Consider the following 15,966-nt stretch of genomic DNA (forward strand, 5'->3'; position numbering starts at 1 on the left):
GCCCCAAGAGCGATCCCGGAACGGCCGTCGAACTGCCGGTTCGGCGGAGCTTTTCCCTCCCGGCATCGAACGGCGGGTATGGCCGAGCAGTTCCTCGACACCGACGCGCTCGTCGACGCCGTCGACGACGCCGAGTTCGATCGTACGCCAGCGGTGGTCGCGAACGCACACATCACGGGGCTGAGCGTCGCCCGCGCGCTCGACGCCCACGGGGTGCCCGTCATCGCCGTCGACCAGATGGCCGACGGGGTCGCGTACCCCTCCGACGCGATCGACTTCGCCGGGCGAGTGCGCTACCCGCTCGACGATCCGCAGGGGTTCGCGGACGATCTTGCCGCGATCGCTGACGCCGCCGGCGAGGTCGTCGCCTTCGGCTGCATGGACGAGTGGGTCCACGGGTTCGCCGACGCCGGCGTCGAGAACGTCCACCTGCCGTGGGAGAACCACGTCAGCGTGCTCGACAAGACGCGCCTCTACCGCCGCGCGGAGGAGTTGGGCGTCCCCTACCCGGAGACGTACTTCCCCGTGGAGACCGACCCCGCCGCCGCCGCCGAGGAACTGGGGTTCCCGCTCGTCGTCAAGCCCGCCCGGAAGCGTGAGGGCGAGGAGGCGATCGGCAGCAACGTCGTCGAGGTCGCGACGAGCGAGGAACTGCACGACGTACTCGAGGCCGCCGACGCGGCCGGCGTCGAGGTGATGCTGCAGGAGAAGGTGAACATCGCCACCGGAAAGGACCGTTCGCTCGCGTCATACGTGCCCGCGGAGGGCGAGCCGCTCGCGGTGGTCGGGAACGCCGCGGTGCGCTTCCCGCTGGAGTTCGGCACGTCCTGTCTGGTCGAGACCGTCGACGCCCCGGAGATCGAGGCGCGGGCGCTCTCGGTGATCGAGGACGCCGGCTACCACGGGATCAGCGAGTCGGAGTTCGTCTACGACCAGGACCGCGAGGAGTACGTGCTGCTGGACATCAACACCCGGCCCTGGAAGTGGATCTCGCTGCCCGTCTCGGTCGGCGCGAACCTCCCGTACGCGGCGTACGCCGACACGGTGGGGGAGACGTTCGAGCCGGGCGAGATCGACGACGGGCGGTGGGTGTACCTGCGGGACTACCTGACGCTGCTCGCGAGCGAGGAGACGTTCTGGGACGTGCTCGATACGGAGGACTGGGTGTCGCTGGTCTCGGGCGCGTTCGAGGATAGTGGGAATCTGACGACGGGCGTCTACCGGCCCAGCGATCCGGCGCCAGTCGCGCAGTTGCTGGACACGGAGTTCACGGACCGGGAGTACTACTGTTCCTGTTAGGTCGATTCGTTTGGGGCAGAGTTTCGGTGGGTGGTTCGATTTGTTCGGGTGGTGTTGTGCTCGCGATTGTGGCATTTTCGATTGTTGGCCACTGCGACCGCGACAGCAACAGCAGTTCGTCGCTAGACCTCTTGTGACCGCACCGCTCCGCACAGCCCTCACACCTCCCCAGCCGACTCACTCGCTCACGTCCGTTCGCTCGTTCGTCCCTCGCGCGCTCGTTCGCGCACGGAGGCGCTCACGTCGCGCGCCACCGCGACCGCGGTGCGGTGGCGGTGGACGCCGCGGGCCGGCAGCGGTCGCCGGCCCGCGGGGGAGGGGCGGGGACTCGGTGCTGCGCCGGACCCTGTGTCCGGCGCCCTGCGGTCGCAAGTGGCCAACGAACGAGATGCTGTCGCGGTTGCAGTAGCCGACGAACGAAATCCAGTCACGGTCTCCCTAGAGGGGTACAACGAGAACACGACCAAACGATCACGACCGCGAAACCCCACCGTTTCGCCGGCATCCGGTAGTTCCTAACCCTCAGACCCCAACACGTAACCAAGATGAGCGACCGGCTCCACCTCAACCTCTTCACGATGAACTCCGTCGAGCACGTCTCGCCCGGCACTTGGCGCCGGGAGGGCGACCGCTCGCACGAGTACACCGATCGAGAGTACTGGACCGACGTGGCCCGCACCGCCGAGCGCGGCAACTTCGACGCCGTGTTCTTCGCCGACGTCCGCGGGATCTACGACGTCTACGGCGGCGACCGCGAGACCGCGATCGAGAAGGCCGTCCAGACGCCGTCGAACGACCCCGCGCTCGTGGTGCCGGCGATGGCCGAGGCCACGGAGGACCTCGGCTTCGCGATCACCAAGTCCACCACCTACAACCACCCCTACCAGCTCGCTCGGGAGTTCTCCACGCTCGATCACCTCACCGACGGCCGCGTGGCGTTCAACGTCGTCACCTCCTACCTCGAATCCGCCGCCGCGAACCTCGGCCTCGACGAGCGCATGGAGAAGGAGACGCGCTACGAGCGCGCCGCCGAGTTCCTCGACGTCTGCTACGCGCTCTGGGAAGATTCGTGGGAGGACGACGCAGTCATCCGGGACGCCGACGCAGGCCGCTACACCGACCCGGAGAAGGTCCACAGTATCGACCACGAGGGCGAATTCTTCGACGTGCCCGGCCCGCACGGCTCCGAGCCGTCGCCCCAGCGCACGCCGGTGATCTATCAGGCCGGCTCCTCGGAGTACGGCCGGAACTTCGCCGCGAACAACGCCGAGGCGGTGTTCTGCTCCCAGCCGACCGAGGAGGGGGTGGTGGAGTACATGGAGGATGTCAAGTCCCGCGCCGCCGACGCCGGCCGCGACGAGGACGCGATCGCGTTCTTCATCGGGATCGTCCCGGTCGTCGCGCCCACGGAGGAAGAAGCGGAAGCGAAGTACGAGGCGCTGAAGGAGTCGGTCGACGTGGAGTCGACGCTGGCGCTGCTCTCGGGCTTCCTCGACATGGATCTCTCCGAACTCGACCCCGACCAGAAGGTCGAGCACATCGAGACCCAAGCGATCCAGGGGACGATGAACGCGTTCACGCAGTCCGACCCCGACCACGACTGGACGGTGCGGGAGGTTGCGGAGTTCTCCGGCCTCGGTTCGACCTCGCCCATCGTCGTCGGGACGCCCGAGCAGGTCGCCGACGAACTCGTCTACTGGCACGAGGAGGTCGGCGTCGACGGCTTCAACGTGAAGGAGGCGGTCCGCACGGGCAGCCTCGACGACTTCGTGGATCAGGTCGTCCCGGAGCTACAGGACCGGGGGCTGTTCCGCACGGAGTACGAGGGCGAGACGCTCCGAGAACGGCTCTACGGTGAGGGGCAGTCTCGGCTCCCCGCCGACCACCCGGCACGACAGTAGCGAGTCCGCCGCAGTCCGGCGGTTCTTTCGGAAGCCGTCACGTAGTTCCGGTAGCGAATAGGTTTAAGTTCCTCCACCCACATGGTTCAGGTGACGCTTCGCTTTGGAGGGCCGAAGCGTCAGCGGGGACCAACCGGGCTCGCGCCGCCGCGCTTTTTCGCGGCGGCGCGGCCCGTTTTCGCTGAAACTTACTCGATCAGCGACGACTCAGTTCTCCGTCGGCGGGTTGAGTGCGAGGCCGTCGACGACGGCGGCGCTCGCGAGCAGCGACCCGACGCCCGCGCCGGCGCCGAGCGACAGCGGCGAGAGCACGGCCGCCACGATCCCACACAGCAGCGCGGACGGGATGAAGAGTAGATGGTAGTCCGGACGCGCGAGGCCACCGAGCATTCTAATTATATCTAATTAGGCGCTCCCGAAAGGCTTTGTGCCGCGACGGCACCGATCTCGGCGCTTCCTACCGATCGCCCCGGAAAATGCGAGGGGAGGGATTCGAACCACAGTCGGACGTGCTCGCTCATTCCGTTCGCTGCGCGCGACCTCCCTGCTTCGAATCCCCGATACGCATCGCTCCTCACTGTCGTTCGGAGACGATGCGAGGGGAGGGATTCGAACCCACGGACCCCTACGGGAGCGGGTCTTAAGCCCGCCGCCTTTGTCCTGACTCGGCCACCCTCGCGCGGCCCGAGATACCCAGCAATCCCGGAAGTCGGTTTCGGTCGCCTACTCCGCCAGCGGCAGCGCGACCCCGACCAGCGTCGACCCCGCGGTCACGGTCGCCTCCCGCTCCAGCGAGTAGACGATCCCCTCGCGGTCGACGGTCACCTCCTGCAGCACCTCGTAGCTCGTGGGGTCGTGGACGGCGCCGACGTGGTCGCCCGGCTCCACGTAGTCGCCGAGTTCCACGTCGCCGTCGACGTGGAACAGCCCCGAGTCGTCGGCTTTCACTCGGCCGAGGTGGTTCCGTGCGACCGTGGCGTTCGTCGGCGCCGGCTCCCCCGGCAGCATGTCGAGATGACGGAGCGTGTCGAGCATCCCCGCGACGCCGGCGTCGATGGCGTCCTCGACCAGTTCGGTGTTGTGGGCGAGTTCGGGCGTGATCGTCGGAATCCCCTCTTGGGTGGCGGCGACCCGGAGCTTCCCGCCGAAGTTCCGGTCGGCCCACTCCGCGTCGGCGTCCTCGCCCGCTGCCTCGGCGAGCAGGAGGTCGTGGCCGAACGCCTCCGCGAGCGCACGACACTCCGCGTCGCCTTTCAGGTAGACGGTGTGGCTCAGCATCTCCTTCCCGCCGGTGTGGAGGTCGACGATCGCGTCGGCGTCGCCGGCGTACTCCCACAGCGTCGCCGCCATCCGCTCGTGGAGCGTCCCGTCCTCGTCGCCGGGCCAGCAGCGGTTCATGTTCGCGTTCACCGAGTCCAGCGCCTCCGGCGCGGTGTAGGAGACGCGATCGAACGTGATCGGGTCGGCGACGGGGACGGCGATCAGCGTGCCGGAGAAATCGTCCTCCCGCGCGAGCAGTTCGCCGTGGAGCCGCCGGAGCACCTCGCTCCCGTTGATCTCGCGGCCGTGTTGGGCCGCCTGCACGTACAGCGTCGGCCCGTCGCCGTCGCCGTACGTGTGGACGGTCGTCTCCAGTTCGACGCCCGAGGGGAGCCGCGCCAGCGTGATCCGCTCCGTGTCGTGCATGGTCGGAGTCAGGAGCGCGGGGGCCTTTGGCCCACCGGCCGATCCGTTCCCCGCGAACGTGCTCGGTCACATCTCGGAGGGGTCGCCCATCCCCTCCTTCACGCCGAGCCGGAGCAGCCCCAGATTGACTGGGTAGGCTGCGAGAAAGCCCAGCGAGAGCGACACCGCCAGCGACGCCCAGAACACCGGCTCGCCCATCGTCGACTCGCCGGCGAGGTAGATGTCCGAACCGATCGCGACGGTCTCCATCGCCACGATGCTGCCGGACTCGCTGTACACCGCGTCGGTGAGCGCCTCGCGGAGTCCGACGCCCTCCTGCAGCAGCGGGCCGACGGTGAACGCGACGCCGAACGTGTAGGCGAACGCGAACGTGGTGGCGGCGACGCCGAGCGTGCTCAACAGGAGGATCCCGGCCGCGAGCGTGACGCCGAGCACCTCACCCACCCCGCAGCCGGAGTAGCAGTGGGCCGTCGAGCGCATTCCCCGCCGCAGGAAGCTGTCCTCGGGAATCTGGGTCCGGCCGCTGTACCAGTACACCGCCAGCCCGAGCACCGCCGAGTAGAGCACCGTGAGCGTCCAGACGAGCTTCATCATCGACGGGAGCGCCTCGTTGTTCCGTCGGAGGTCGACCCAGAGCACCCCGACGGAGACGAGGGAGACCGCGAGCCACGCGAGCACCAGTTCGAGCGTCACGAGCTCGTGGAACGCCTGCTGGAGGCTCATCGCGACGTGGGTATCCCGCCGAGCCGTTTGGGCGTGGCGGCCGTCAGACCGCACTCAGCCCGCCGTCGACCGGCAGCCCCGCACCGGAGACGTAGCTCGCGGCGTCGCTGGCGAGAAAGCAGATCGCGTCGGCCACGTCGTCCGGGTCGCCGAAGCGCGCCAGCGGGATCTCGTCCGCGTAGCGCTCGGCGCGCTGGCCGCCGACGGTCGGCACGTCCTCCCGGGTCATCGCGGTGTCGATCACCCCCGGGAGCACGCAGTTCACCCGGATCTCCGGCCCGAGCGCGTCGGCCATCGACTTCGTGAGGTTCTGAACCGCGGCCTTCGACGCCGAGTAGACGGGATGGTTCCCCGTTCCGTGGAGCGCCGCGATCGAGGCGAGGTTGACGACCGCCCCCTCCTCCATCGCCTCGGCGGCGACCTGCGTGCCGAAGAACGCGCCCTTGGCGTTGATCTCCATCATCCGGTCGTACTCCTCCTCGCTGATCTCCGCGAACGGGATCGTCCGGAACACGCCGGCGTTGTTCACCATCACGTCGATTCCGCCCAGTGACTCGGCGGCCTCGACGGCGACGCGGAGGTCATCGCGCTCGCGCACGTCGCACTCGACGAAGTGGCCCTCGCGGTCGGTCTCGTCGTCGATGTACTCGTGTGTCGGGCGCGGGTCCTCGGCGCCGCCTGCCGAGTCCGGGATCCGTGGTTCTTCGCGCACGTCGGCGATCACCACGTCGGCGCCGCGTTCGGCCATCCGGATCGCCGTCTTCCGGCCGATTCCGCTGGCGCCGCCGGTGACAACGGCGACGCGGTCTGTCAGGTCCATGCGTGGGCGTTTGGCACGGAGCGACGTGAACGGTGTGGCCGCTGATTCGTGGGTGGTGGGTACTTGGATACCGTTGCTCGGTGTGTGAACTTCCCGGGGGTGACGACAGCAGTGACATCCATCGCCGACAACTGAAACTGCGACCGCAACAGCAGCTCGATCGTTGGCAACTTGTGACCGCAGGGTGCCGAGCACGAGGCTCGGCACAGCGCCGAGTCCCCACCCCTCCCCGCGGGCCGGCGACGACTGCCGGCCCGCGGCGTCCACCGCCACCGCACCGCAGCCGGCGGTCGGCGCGAAGCGCGAGCCCCTCCGTGGGCGAGCCGAGCGCGAGGGACGACTGACCGAGTGAAACGAGGGAAGGAGTCGGCTGGGGAGGCCTGTGGGCTGTGCGGGGCGGTGCGGTCGCAAGTGGTCTACGAACGAGATGCTGTTGCTGTTCGCAGTTGCGGAAGCAGCGAACCGAACTACTTCCCAGCCACCAATCTCCGCCTTGCCAACCTCTAAACGCCTCCCTCCACGGCTACCGGATATGCTCCACGGCGAAGCGGTCGGCCTACTCGTCGGCGCCGTCGCACTCGGCGCCGTCCACGGGGTCGAGCCCGGACACGGCTGGCCGGTCGCGGCCTCCTACGCGTTGGATCAGTCGAACAAGTGGCTCTACGGCTTCGCGGCCAGCCTGATCCTCGGCACGGGCCACCTGATCAGCAGCATCGCGATGGTTGGGGTGTTCTTCTACGCCAAATCGTACTTCAGCCTCACGCAGGTCAACGAGCCGATCACGGTCGTCGACGGGATCACGATCGGCGGCCCGGTCAGCCTCGTCGCCGGCGTCCTGCTGATCCTGCTCGGACTGCGCGAGTACTACGGCGGGCACAGCCACGGCCACGGCGGACACGACGACGGCGAAGAACACGATGAGCACGAGCACGGCGATCACGGTCACCACCATCACGAGCACGACGACGACGGCCACCATCACGACGGCCCACACCACGAGCACGACGATCACCACGACGACGACGGCTGGTGGGATCGAGTCAAGACGGCGCTCCCGTTCGTCGGCGGCCACAGCCACGCCAGCGGTGACGAGGCGGCCGAGCGCGGGCTGTTCGGGATCGCGTGGTTCGCGTTTCTGCTCGGGTTCGCCCACGAGGAGGAGTTCGAGATCATCGCGCTGTGTGCCGGCTCGGCCCACTGTCTGGAGCTGATGAGCGCCTACGCGCTGACGGTGATCGCGGGGATCGTCGGGTTCACGATGCTGCTGGTCGCGGGGTACGAACACCACGAGGAGCGCGTCGAGCGGTTCACGCCCTACCTCCCGGCGTTCTCGGCCGCCGTGCTGATCGTGATGGGGGTCGGGTTCGTCTCGGGACTGTTCTGAATCGGCGCGTCGATTCGGGGAATATCGACAGCCGACGGGGAACACGTTCGGCGGCCGGCGTAACCGAGACGGTAACTTCTATACCCTCCGCGAACCGAGTGAACTTGTTACATGAGTCAGTCGTACGATCGGGGAACCGTCGAGGACTTCGGGCGGTGGCGCTCGTTCACTGCCGGCATGTGGGCGTGGCTGTTCCACAAGTTCACCGGCTGGGTCCTCATCGGCTACCTCTTCACACACATCGCCGTGCTCTCGACGGCGCTCCAGAACCCGGGGATGTACAACGACACCATCGTCGGGCTCGAGAGCCTCGCCATCGTGCGCCTGCTGGAGGTGGGCCTGCTCGCGGTGGCGGTGTTCCACATCCTCAACGGGGTCCGGCTGCTGTTCATCGACCTCGGCAAGGGGCTGGAGGCACAGGAGGAGAGCTTCTACGCGTCGCTGGTGATCACGGGCGCGATCACCGTCGCCAGCGTCCCGACGTTCGTCTCGGGGGTGTTCTGAGATGGCGGAACACTACTCCTCGTTCGACCGATCGGGGCGGAAGTGGCTGCTCCAGCGCATCACGGCGGCGTTCCTCGTGGTCGTGCTCGCGTTCCACTTCTTCCTCCTCCACTTCGTGAACCACGCCGCCGACGTGACCTTCGCGGGCACCTCCGCCCGGATGAGCACGTGGACGTACTTCTCGCTGATGGTGCTGTTCCTGCTGACGGCGACGTTCCACGGCGTCAACGGGATTCACAACACGCTCGTCCACCGCGACGGCGTCGACGGCTGGAAGCGGACCGCGATCACGGCGGTGCTGGCGGTCGCCAGCCTCGTGCTGATCGTCCAAGGGCTGCGAACCGCGCTCGTCTGGACCAACCTGTTCTAACTATGAGCACGCAAACCGAACCACCCGAAACCGACGACGAGACCGAATCGACGCCGGAGGCCGAGCCGGAGAGCCCCGGCGACCGCCGCCGCGCGGAGAAGGCCGCCCGCGCCGCCGAGCGCGAGCGTGAGGAGGCCGAGGCCGAACCCGACCTCGGCGAGGACGCGGTCACCCTGAAGGTGTTCCGCTACGACCCCGAGGTCGAGGCGAAGGCCGAACCGCGCTTCGACACGTTCCAGATCCCCTTCGAGAAGGGGATGACCGTCCTCGACGCGCTGATCGCGGCCCGGGACACGTACGACTCCTCGCTCACGTTCCGGCACTCCTGCCGGCAGGCGGTCTGTGGCTCCGACGCGCTCTTTATCAACGGCCGCCAGCGCCTCGGCTGCCAGACCCAGATCGCCGATCTCGACGGCGACGTGGTCCGCGTCGAGCCGCTCCCCCACCAGGACGTGGTGAAGGACCTCGTCGTCGACATGGAGCACTTCTACGACCAGATGGAGGCGGTCGAGCCGTACTTCCAGACCGACGAGACGCCCGACGACGAGCTGGAAGAGCAGTTCCAGACCCCGGAGAACAGAGAGAAGATCAAGATGTCCACCCGGTGTATCTGGTGTGGCGCCTGCATGTCCTCCTGCAACATCGCGGCCGGCGAGGAGTACCTCGGCCCGGCGGCGATCAACAAGGCGTACCGCTTCGCGATGGACGACCGGGAGGGCGAGGAGATGAAGGAGCACCGCATGGAGCTGATCGAGCAGGAGAACGGCGTCTGGCGCTGTCAGACCCAGTTCTCCTGTACCGAAGTCTGTCCGAAGGACATCCCGCTGACCGAGCACATTCAGGAGCTCAAGCGGGAGGCAGTCAAATCCAACCTGAAGTTCTGGTAAGATGAGAGAGTACGACGTCATCGTGGTCGGCGCCGGCGGCGCCGGGCTCCGCGCGGCGATCGCCGCACAGGAGAACGGCGCGGACGTGGCGATGGTGACCAAGCTCCACCCCGTCCGCTCCCACACGGGCGCGGCGGAGGGCGGCATCAACGCCGCGCTGCGCGAGGGCGACGACTGGCGCGACCACGCCTACGACACGATGAAGGGATCGGACTACCTCGGCGACGCCCCCGCGGTGGAGGCGCTGACCCGCGAGAGTCCGAAAGAGACGATCCAACTCGAGAACTGGGGGATGGCCTTTTCCCGCGACGAGGACGGGCAGGTCTCCCAGCGACCGTTCGGCGGCCTCTCCTTCCCGCGGACCACCTACGCCGGCGCCGAGACCGGCCACCACATGCTCCACACGATGTACGAGCAGGTGGTCAAACGCGGGATCGAGGTGTACGACGAGTGGTACGTCACCCGGCTCGCGGTCACCGACGAGGACGAGCCCGAGGAGCGGGACTGCCACGGCGTCGTCGCCTACGACATCAAGCGCGGCGAGATCGAGGGGTTCCGCGCCCGCGACGGCGTGATCCTCGCGACCGGCGGGCTCGGGCAGGTGTACGACCACACCACCAACGCCATCGCCAACACCGGCGACGGCGTCGCGATGGCCTACCGCGCCGGCGTCCCGATCGAAGACATGGAGATGATCCAGTTCCACCCGACGACGCTCCCCTCGACGGGGGTGCTCATCTCGGAGGGTGTCCGCGGCGAGGGCGGGATCCTCTACAACAGCGAGGGCGAGCGGTTCATGTTCGAGGGCGGCTACGCCAACAACGACGGCGAACTCGCCTCCCGCGACGTGGTCTCCCGCGCCGAACTCAACGAGGTGAACAACGGCCGCGGGATCGAGGACGAGTACGTCCACCTCGACATGCGCCACCTCGGCGAGGACCGCATCCTCGACCGACTGGAGAACATCCTCCACCTCGCGGAGGACTTCGAGGGCGTCGACGGGCTGGAGGAGCCGATGCCCGTCAAGCCCGGCCAGCACTACGCGATGGGCGGCATCGAGACCGACGAGTGGGGGTCGACCTGCGTGAACGGTCTCTACGCCGTCGGCGAGTGTGCGTGTGCGTCGGTCCACGGCGCCAACCGGCTCGGCGGCAACGCGCTGCCCGAACTCGCCGTGTTCGGTGCCCGCGCGGGCCGGCACGCCGCCGGCGCCGTCGACGAGGAGCCGAAGATCACCACCGGCTGGGACGAGGATAGCGAGGAGGGCGAGAACGTCTCGCCGGTGCCGCTGGGCGAGGCCGACCTCCCCTCCTCGGAGAAGGGCGCGCTGGCTGACGGCGGCGCGACGTCGCCGTCCGGCGACAGTGACCCCGCGGTCGACGCCGAGGACGCCGACGGCGTCGTCGAACAGGCGGTGCAGGCCGAGCGCACCCGGGTCCACTACCTGCTCGAGAAGGAGGAGGGGATCAACCACGCCGAGGTCCGCTCGGAGCTACAGGAGACGATGACCGAGAACGTGAACGTGTTCCGCGAGGAGGGCGCGCTGAAAGACGCGCTGGAAGACATCCGCGAGGCCCGGAAGGACTACCAGCACGTCACCGTCGAGGACCCCTCGCGCACCTACAACACCGACCTGATCCACACGATCGAGACCCGGAACCTGCTCGACGTGGCCGAGGCGATCACCGTCGGCGCGCTGGCCCGCGACGAGTTCCGCGGCGCCCACTGGCGCAAGGAGCACCAGGAGCGCAAGGACGACGAGTGGCTCAAGCACACGATGCTGTCCTGGAACGACGGCAGCCCCGGCCTCTGGTACAAGCCGGCGGTGCTCGAAGGCGAGGCCAAGACCTACGAGCCGAAAGAGCGGAGCTACTGACTGCGGTTCCCGTTTTCGTCGACCGACTGCCGCGGGGTGTTCCCCGCGACCGCGGTTCGAGCGCCGAAAAGACCCGTCTACCTCTCAGTTCCCTCGCGTCGAACGCGCGGCGCGTACGTCGCTGCCGTCCCGGATCTTGTCTTCACAGGAGGGACAGACCCGAGGCGTCTCCTGCCCCTCGGGAGTGAACACCCGGACGTACCGCCGCGTGACGAACGAACTACAGTTCTGGCATTCGGGCATCGTTCTAATTTACTTGAAGATATATGTAAAGCTTGCCTTGCGAGACCGTCACAGCCCGGCGGGCGACGCCGCTCTCGGGCGGGTAGCCCCAGCGTGAGAACTTCGTTGTCTGACAGTCCGGAACACCCGGATTTCGCTACTCCCGGACGTTCCGCCCCAGGCCGACGGTGAACCGATCTCCGGCACGGCCGTCGTAGACGATCTCGCCGTCGACGATCGTGAGTTCGGGGAACACCGCCTCGCGGCCCTCGAAGGGGGTCCAGTCACACTTCGTGTGCAGCGAGTCGGCCCGGATCGGCTCGGCGTCGTCGAGGTCGACCAGCGTGAGGTCGGCGTCGTACCCCACCTCGACCCGGCCCTTCTCGGGCAGGCCGAACCGCTCGGCGGGGTTCGCGGCGACGAGGTCCCGGACCCGTTCGAGGGTGAGGCCGCCGTCGCGGACCTCCGCGAGCAGCAGCGGGAGCATCGTCTCGACGCCCGGGACGCCGGAGGGGGCGTCCCAGAGCCCGGCTTCCTTCTCCGCAGTCGTGTGTGGCGCGTGGTCGGTCGCGATCAGGTCCACGGTGCCGTCGGCGACGCGCTCGTACAGTTCCTCGCGGCGGGCCTCGCTCCGGAGCGGCGGGTTCATCCGCCCGAACGTGCCCAGTTCGTCGAGGTCCTCGCGGGAGAGCAGCAGGTGGTGCGGGGTGACCTCGGTCGTCATCCCCGCGTCGGCGGCGTGGTCGGCCGCCTCCGGCGTCGACGTGTGGGCGACGTGAATCTCCACCCCGGCGCCGCGAGCGCCCTCGCAGGCGGCTTCGACGGCCGCGATCTCGGCCTCGGCGGTGCGGTACTGGCTCCACAGGTCCGCGTCGGCCTCCCGGCCGACCCCGCCGGCGTCAGCGCCGTACACGGACTCGTCGAACAGATCGGCGTCCTCCGCGTGGACGGTGACGGGGATTCCGGCGTCGGCGGCCGCGGCGAGCGCGTCCTCGAACAGGTCCTCGTCGATACCCATCTCGCCCGTGGAGTCCGCCAGAAAGACCTCGCCGAGCGCGAACACGGGCCGGGCGAGCAGCGACTCGGGCGCCCACTCGTGGTTCACGCCGCCGTTGATGCCGTAGTTGACCGCCGCGTTGTCGGCGAACTCCGCCTTCTCGTCGAACGCGTCGCCGTCGACGGTCGGCGGCGAGGTGTTCGGCTGATCGACGACGGTGGTGACGCCGCCCGCCGCGGCCGAGCGACTGCCGGTCGCCCACGTCTCCTTGTGGCCGTGGCCGGGCTGGCGGAAGTGGACGTGGGCGTCGATTGCGCCCGGGAGGAGCGTCAGCCCGTCGGCGTCCACGGTCTCCTCGTCGGGCAGCGAGTGGAGGGAGCCTTCGATCTCGGCGATGCGGCCCTCGTCGGTCCGAACGTCCCGGACGCGGCCGTCGGGGAGTTCGGCGCCGGTGATGAGCATACGTCCACTGGGTGTGGCCCCGCCCTAAGTTTCCCGGCCCGCCGCAGTGTCGGCGAGCCGTTCGACCGTCGTCGGCCGACCGTCGACGATCGCGTCCTCCAGCGCCCGAGCCACCTCTTTCGGATCGTTCGACCCGCCCGCGGCGGCGACGCTGCCCACGGAGTTCGGGTCGAACGGCACGCCGAGCGCGTCGTACACGGGATCGAGCACGTCGCCGATCTCCTCGCGGTCGGCGACGGTCACCACCCCCGAGACCATCGCCGCGCCGGCGGTGACGCGCTGGGCGATCCCCGCCAGCTTCCCGGGTCGCTCCCCATTTCCGGTCGAACACGCCGCCTGCACCGAGTAGTCGCCCGGGCAGAACGACTCGGGCGGCTCGCCGCGTTCGGCGTCGACGCCAAGCGAGGAGAGGGCCGAAACGACCGTCTCGACGGCGGCCTCGTAGCGATCGGTCAGCCCCGAGCGGCTGTCCTCGACCGGCTCGACCGACGCGAACGCGACGGTCGTGCCCGTGTAGGCGACCGCGCGCCCGCCCACGGAGCGCTCGACCGGCGGGAACCCTCGTTCCCGCGCGGCGGTCCGGGCGGCATCGTACCCCGTCTCGTTCGCGTCGCGCCGGCCGAACGCGAGCTGTCGGTGGGGGGTCCACGCCCGGACGACCGGCGTCCCCGAGTCGGCGACCGCGTCCAGTAGCTCGCGGGTGGCCGCCCGGTCGGCGTCGGGCGTCGCCGCCCGCCCGCGGATCACGCGCATACCGGCTCTCCGGCTCCGACGTACCTAAGCGTGGCCGTCGCGACGCCTCGGGTATGCCCGCGGATCAGGCGGCGAGCGAGGCTCCCGTCCCGCTCCCCGACGCGCTCCTCGCCCGCTACGCGCGCTTCTCCTGCTACAACTCCCCCTACCCCGCCCACGACCGCGGCTGTGCGGTCGACCTCTACCCGGACGACGGCACCGCGCCCGCGCCGCTTCCCGGCGAGGTGCTCGACACCCGGACGGTCGCCTGCCCGGACCGCCCGTACGCGGTCGACCACGACCACCTGATCGTGCTCGACGTGGCCGACGACTGGGCCGGCGGGCGAGGATCGGACCTGCTCGCCCGAATCCTCCACGTCGATCCTGCCGTCTCTTCGGGCGAGTGGATCGATGCCGGCGACTCGCTCGGTGAGACGGTGCGCTCGGGCTTCTTCGGCCGCTGGGTCGACGACCACCTCCACCTCGGTTTCCGTCCCGCCGACGTGAACCCCTACCGGGCGTCGGGTTCGCTCCCCGTCGTGCCCGACGTGCCGATCACGGGTGCGCCGTGGGACGGCACCGGTACGGTCGTCGAGACCGGGCAGACGTTCGTCCGACTCGACGCGCCCGCCCACCCCGATCCGGGGTGCTGGGCGACGATCGCGGCTGACGACGGGACGCCGCTGGACGGCGGGCTGGCCCACTACTCCGGTGGCGGTGCGTACGGCGTCGACGGCCGACCCGAGGGATCGCTCTCGCTGCTCGGCAGCGAGGTTGGGACGGCGACGCCGCGGGACGGCGGCGGCGCGGACGTGGACTGGGGCGACGTGGCGATCGAGGTCCGCGGGACGGACCGGACCGAGCGCGCGACGGGGCTCTCGCTGTTCGCCGCGACGGGGGCGTTCGGCGCGAAGATCGTCTTCCACGAGGGCCACGGCTTCGCCGTCGGCGACGAGGTGCGAGCGTCGATCGAGTCCGCGGACGCGTCGATTCGACTGGGTTAGCCGCGTCGCTCGCGCCACTCCCGCTTGCGTCGCTGGTACGCCTCGTCGTCCTCGAGGCGGCGTCGAACGTGGTCGAAAATCAGCGCCGCCTTCCGCTTCTCGGCGTCGGCCCAGTGGACTCTCTCGCGCTCGTTGCCGTCACTGTCGTACTTTCGGCCGCCCGGGTAGTGTGCGTAGCGCATCGCCCGGGTGTACCCCATCCGGAGGTACTTCCGGGCCATGTCCATCCCGACGAACTCGTCGTCGCGGCGGTAGCGGAGGAACCGCTCGTAGATGGCTTCGGCGGCCTCGGCGGCGGTTTCGGGGTCGGCGTACCCCCACAGCGGGAGGAGTTCCGACTTGTACGGCTGCACCTTGAACACGCCCTCCTCTCCCCGGCCGATGCGGTACGGCTCGGGGTCGGCCCGGAAGTCGTGGTCGTACTCGCCGTCGTCGTCCTCGGGGAGGTCACCCATCGCGGGCATCGGCGGCGGTTGGGACGGCGACGGCCTGAAACTGTCCCCGAACCCCGCGGCTACTTGGTGGGCCGGACCCCAGCGGGAGTATGACCGACGTTCCGCCGCTGCCGGAGGAGGCCGCCGAGTTCCTTCGCTACGCGATCGAGGAGGAGCACGGCTACCTCTCGTGGCTGGGCACCGAGGTCGGCGCCGTCGAGCGCGGCCGGATCGAGCTCACGGTGCCGTTCGACGAGAAGCTCACCAACATCGCGTCGAAGCCCACGATCCACGGCGGCGTCGCCGCGACGCTGATCGACACCGCGGGCGGGCTGGCGCTGCGGCTCGCCGCCGAGGACCCGCTGGCGGTCGACGTGGCGACGGTGAGCCTGAACGTGAACTACCTCCGGCGGGCGACCGGCGACCTCCACGCGACCGCGGACGTCGTCCGGGCCGGCTCCACGATCGGCGTCAGCCGCGTCGACGTGACCAGCACGGTGCCGGAAGACGGCGACGAGGACGTGGACTGGGGCGTCGAGGAGGGGGAGGAACGGCTCGTGGCAACGGGACAGCCCTCCTACCGGCTGTTCCGGTAGCGACCGTTCGGGGCGGAATTTCGTCCCCTCCCGGCGGTGTACTTTTGGCGCCGACGGCGCACCACCGTC

General features: G+C 69.2%; 17 protein-coding genes and 1 tRNA gene. 9 read left to right on the forward strand and 9 right to left on the reverse strand.

All coding sequences use genetic code 11. The annotated features are described in order from the left end of the window. The first annotated feature begins 78 nt into the window (after positions 1-78). Both ACYQZ5_RS02470 and ACYQZ5_RS02475 read left to right on the forward strand, forming a co-directional pair. A complete protein-coding gene (locus tag ACYQZ5_RS02470; protein WP_379730522.1) occupies positions 79-1,299 on the forward strand; it encodes a carboxylate--amine ligase in 1,221 nt (406 codons plus the stop codon). Between the two features lie 545 nt (positions 1,300-1,844). Next, positions 1,845-3,200, forward strand: coding sequence for an LLM class flavin-dependent oxidoreductase (locus ACYQZ5_RS02475; RefSeq protein WP_379732655.1), 1,356 nt, complete (start codon positions 1,845-1,847; stop codon positions 3,198-3,200). Between the two features lie 207 nt (positions 3,201-3,407). On the opposite strand, the gene ACYQZ5_RS02480 is transcribed toward ACYQZ5_RS02475, so the two are convergent. From ACYQZ5_RS02480 to ACYQZ5_RS02500, 5 genes are all read right to left on the reverse strand, one after another. Next, positions 3,408-3,590: a DUF8015 family protein gene (locus ACYQZ5_RS02480; RefSeq protein WP_379818438.1), complete on the reverse strand. Its 183-nt coding sequence runs from the start codon at positions 3,588-3,590 to the stop codon at positions 3,408-3,410. A 204-nt stretch (positions 3,591-3,794) separates the two neighbouring features. Next, a tRNA-Leu gene (locus ACYQZ5_RS02485) sits at positions 3,795-3,879 on the reverse strand. Between the two features lie 44 nt (positions 3,880-3,923). Continuing rightward, the gene (locus ACYQZ5_RS02490) at positions 3,924-4,886 is read right to left on the reverse strand and encodes a succinylglutamate desuccinylase/aspartoacylase family protein (RefSeq protein ID WP_379732260.1); all 963 of its coding nucleotides are present in this window, start codon (positions 4,884-4,886) and stop codon (positions 3,924-3,926) included. A gap of 66 nt (positions 4,887-4,952) precedes the next feature. Further along, the gene (locus ACYQZ5_RS02495) at positions 4,953-5,609 is read right to left on the reverse strand and encodes a DUF4396 domain-containing protein (RefSeq protein ID WP_379732261.1); all 657 of its coding nucleotides are present in this window, start codon (positions 5,607-5,609) and stop codon (positions 4,953-4,955) included. Between the two features lie 43 nt (positions 5,610-5,652). Beyond that, positions 5,653-6,429: an SDR family oxidoreductase gene (locus ACYQZ5_RS02500; RefSeq protein WP_379732263.1), complete on the reverse strand. Its 777-nt coding sequence runs from the start codon at positions 6,427-6,429 to the stop codon at positions 5,653-5,655. Positions 6,430-6,961: 532 nt separating this feature from the next. On the opposite strand from ACYQZ5_RS02500, the gene ACYQZ5_RS02505 reads away from it, so the two are divergent. The 5 genes from ACYQZ5_RS02505 to ACYQZ5_RS02525 all read left to right on the forward strand — a co-directional run bounded on the left by ACYQZ5_RS02505 (position 6,962) and on the right by ACYQZ5_RS02525 (position 11,450). Next, positions 6,962-7,813 carry a HoxN/HupN/NixA family nickel/cobalt transporter gene (locus tag ACYQZ5_RS02505; protein WP_379732002.1) on the forward strand — a complete coding sequence of 284 codons (852 nt, stop codon included), beginning with the start codon at positions 6,962-6,964 and terminating at the stop codon, positions 7,811-7,813. Between the two features lie 111 nt (positions 7,814-7,924). After that, positions 7,925-8,317, forward strand: coding sequence for a succinate dehydrogenase, cytochrome b556 subunit (gene sdhC, locus ACYQZ5_RS02510; protein ID WP_379732003.1), 393 nt, complete (start codon positions 7,925-7,927; stop codon positions 8,315-8,317). A gap of 1 nt (position 8,318) precedes the next feature. Continuing rightward, a complete protein-coding gene (locus ACYQZ5_RS02515; RefSeq protein WP_379732004.1) occupies positions 8,319-8,687 on the forward strand; it encodes a succinate dehydrogenase/fumarate reductase transmembrane subunit in 369 nt (122 codons plus the stop codon). A 2-nt stretch (positions 8,688-8,689) separates the two neighbouring features. After that, a complete protein-coding gene (locus ACYQZ5_RS02520) occupies positions 8,690-9,574 on the forward strand; it encodes a succinate dehydrogenase/fumarate reductase iron-sulfur subunit (RefSeq protein ID WP_379732005.1) in 885 nt (294 codons plus the stop codon). A gap of 1 nt (position 9,575) precedes the next feature. Beyond that, the gene (locus ACYQZ5_RS02525; RefSeq protein WP_459845033.1) at positions 9,576-11,450 is read left to right on the forward strand and encodes an FAD-binding protein; all 1,875 of its coding nucleotides are present in this window, start codon (positions 9,576-9,578) and stop codon (positions 11,448-11,450) included. Between the two features lie 84 nt (positions 11,451-11,534). Here the strand turns inward: ACYQZ5_RS02525 and ACYQZ5_RS02530 are convergent, their stop codons facing one another. From ACYQZ5_RS02530 to ACYQZ5_RS02540, 3 genes are all read right to left on the reverse strand, one after another. Then, positions 11,535-11,693 carry a DUF7563 family protein gene (locus ACYQZ5_RS02530; RefSeq protein ID WP_202594681.1) on the reverse strand — a complete coding sequence of 53 codons (159 nt, stop codon included), beginning with the start codon at positions 11,691-11,693 and terminating at the stop codon, positions 11,535-11,537. A 136-nt stretch (positions 11,694-11,829) separates the two neighbouring features. Next, on the reverse strand, positions 11,830-13,131 hold the full coding sequence (locus tag ACYQZ5_RS02535) for a dihydroorotase (RefSeq protein ID WP_459845035.1): 1,302 nt from the start codon (positions 13,129-13,131) through the stop codon (positions 11,830-11,832). Between the two features lie 24 nt (positions 13,132-13,155). Next, positions 13,156-13,884, reverse strand: coding sequence for a lipoate--protein ligase family protein (locus ACYQZ5_RS02540; protein ID WP_459845037.1), 729 nt, complete (start codon positions 13,882-13,884; stop codon positions 13,156-13,158). 53 nt (positions 13,885-13,937) lie between these two features. Here ACYQZ5_RS02540 and ACYQZ5_RS02545 point away from each other — a divergent pair, with 53 nt between their 5' ends. Further along, positions 13,938-14,867, forward strand: coding sequence for a DUF8155 domain-containing protein (locus ACYQZ5_RS02545; RefSeq protein ID WP_379818456.1), 930 nt, complete (start codon positions 13,938-13,940; stop codon positions 14,865-14,867). Here the strand turns inward: ACYQZ5_RS02545 and ACYQZ5_RS02550 are convergent. Next, a complete protein-coding gene (locus tag ACYQZ5_RS02550; protein ID WP_379732443.1) occupies positions 14,864-15,322 on the reverse strand; it encodes a DUF4385 family protein in 459 nt (152 codons plus the stop codon). The two genes, ACYQZ5_RS02545 and ACYQZ5_RS02550, sit on opposite strands and share 4 nt — an antisense overlap. 89 nt (positions 15,323-15,411) lie before the next feature. Here ACYQZ5_RS02550 and ACYQZ5_RS02555 point away from each other — a divergent pair, with 89 nt between their 5' ends. Continuing rightward, positions 15,412-15,897 (forward strand): PaaI family thioesterase, encoded by a 486-nt coding sequence (locus tag ACYQZ5_RS02555; protein ID WP_379732442.1) that lies wholly within the window; start codon positions 15,412-15,414, stop codon positions 15,895-15,897. The last annotated feature ends 69 nt before the right edge of the window (positions 15,898-15,966 follow it).

It is taken from the genome of Halolamina salina (assembly GCF_054653455.1).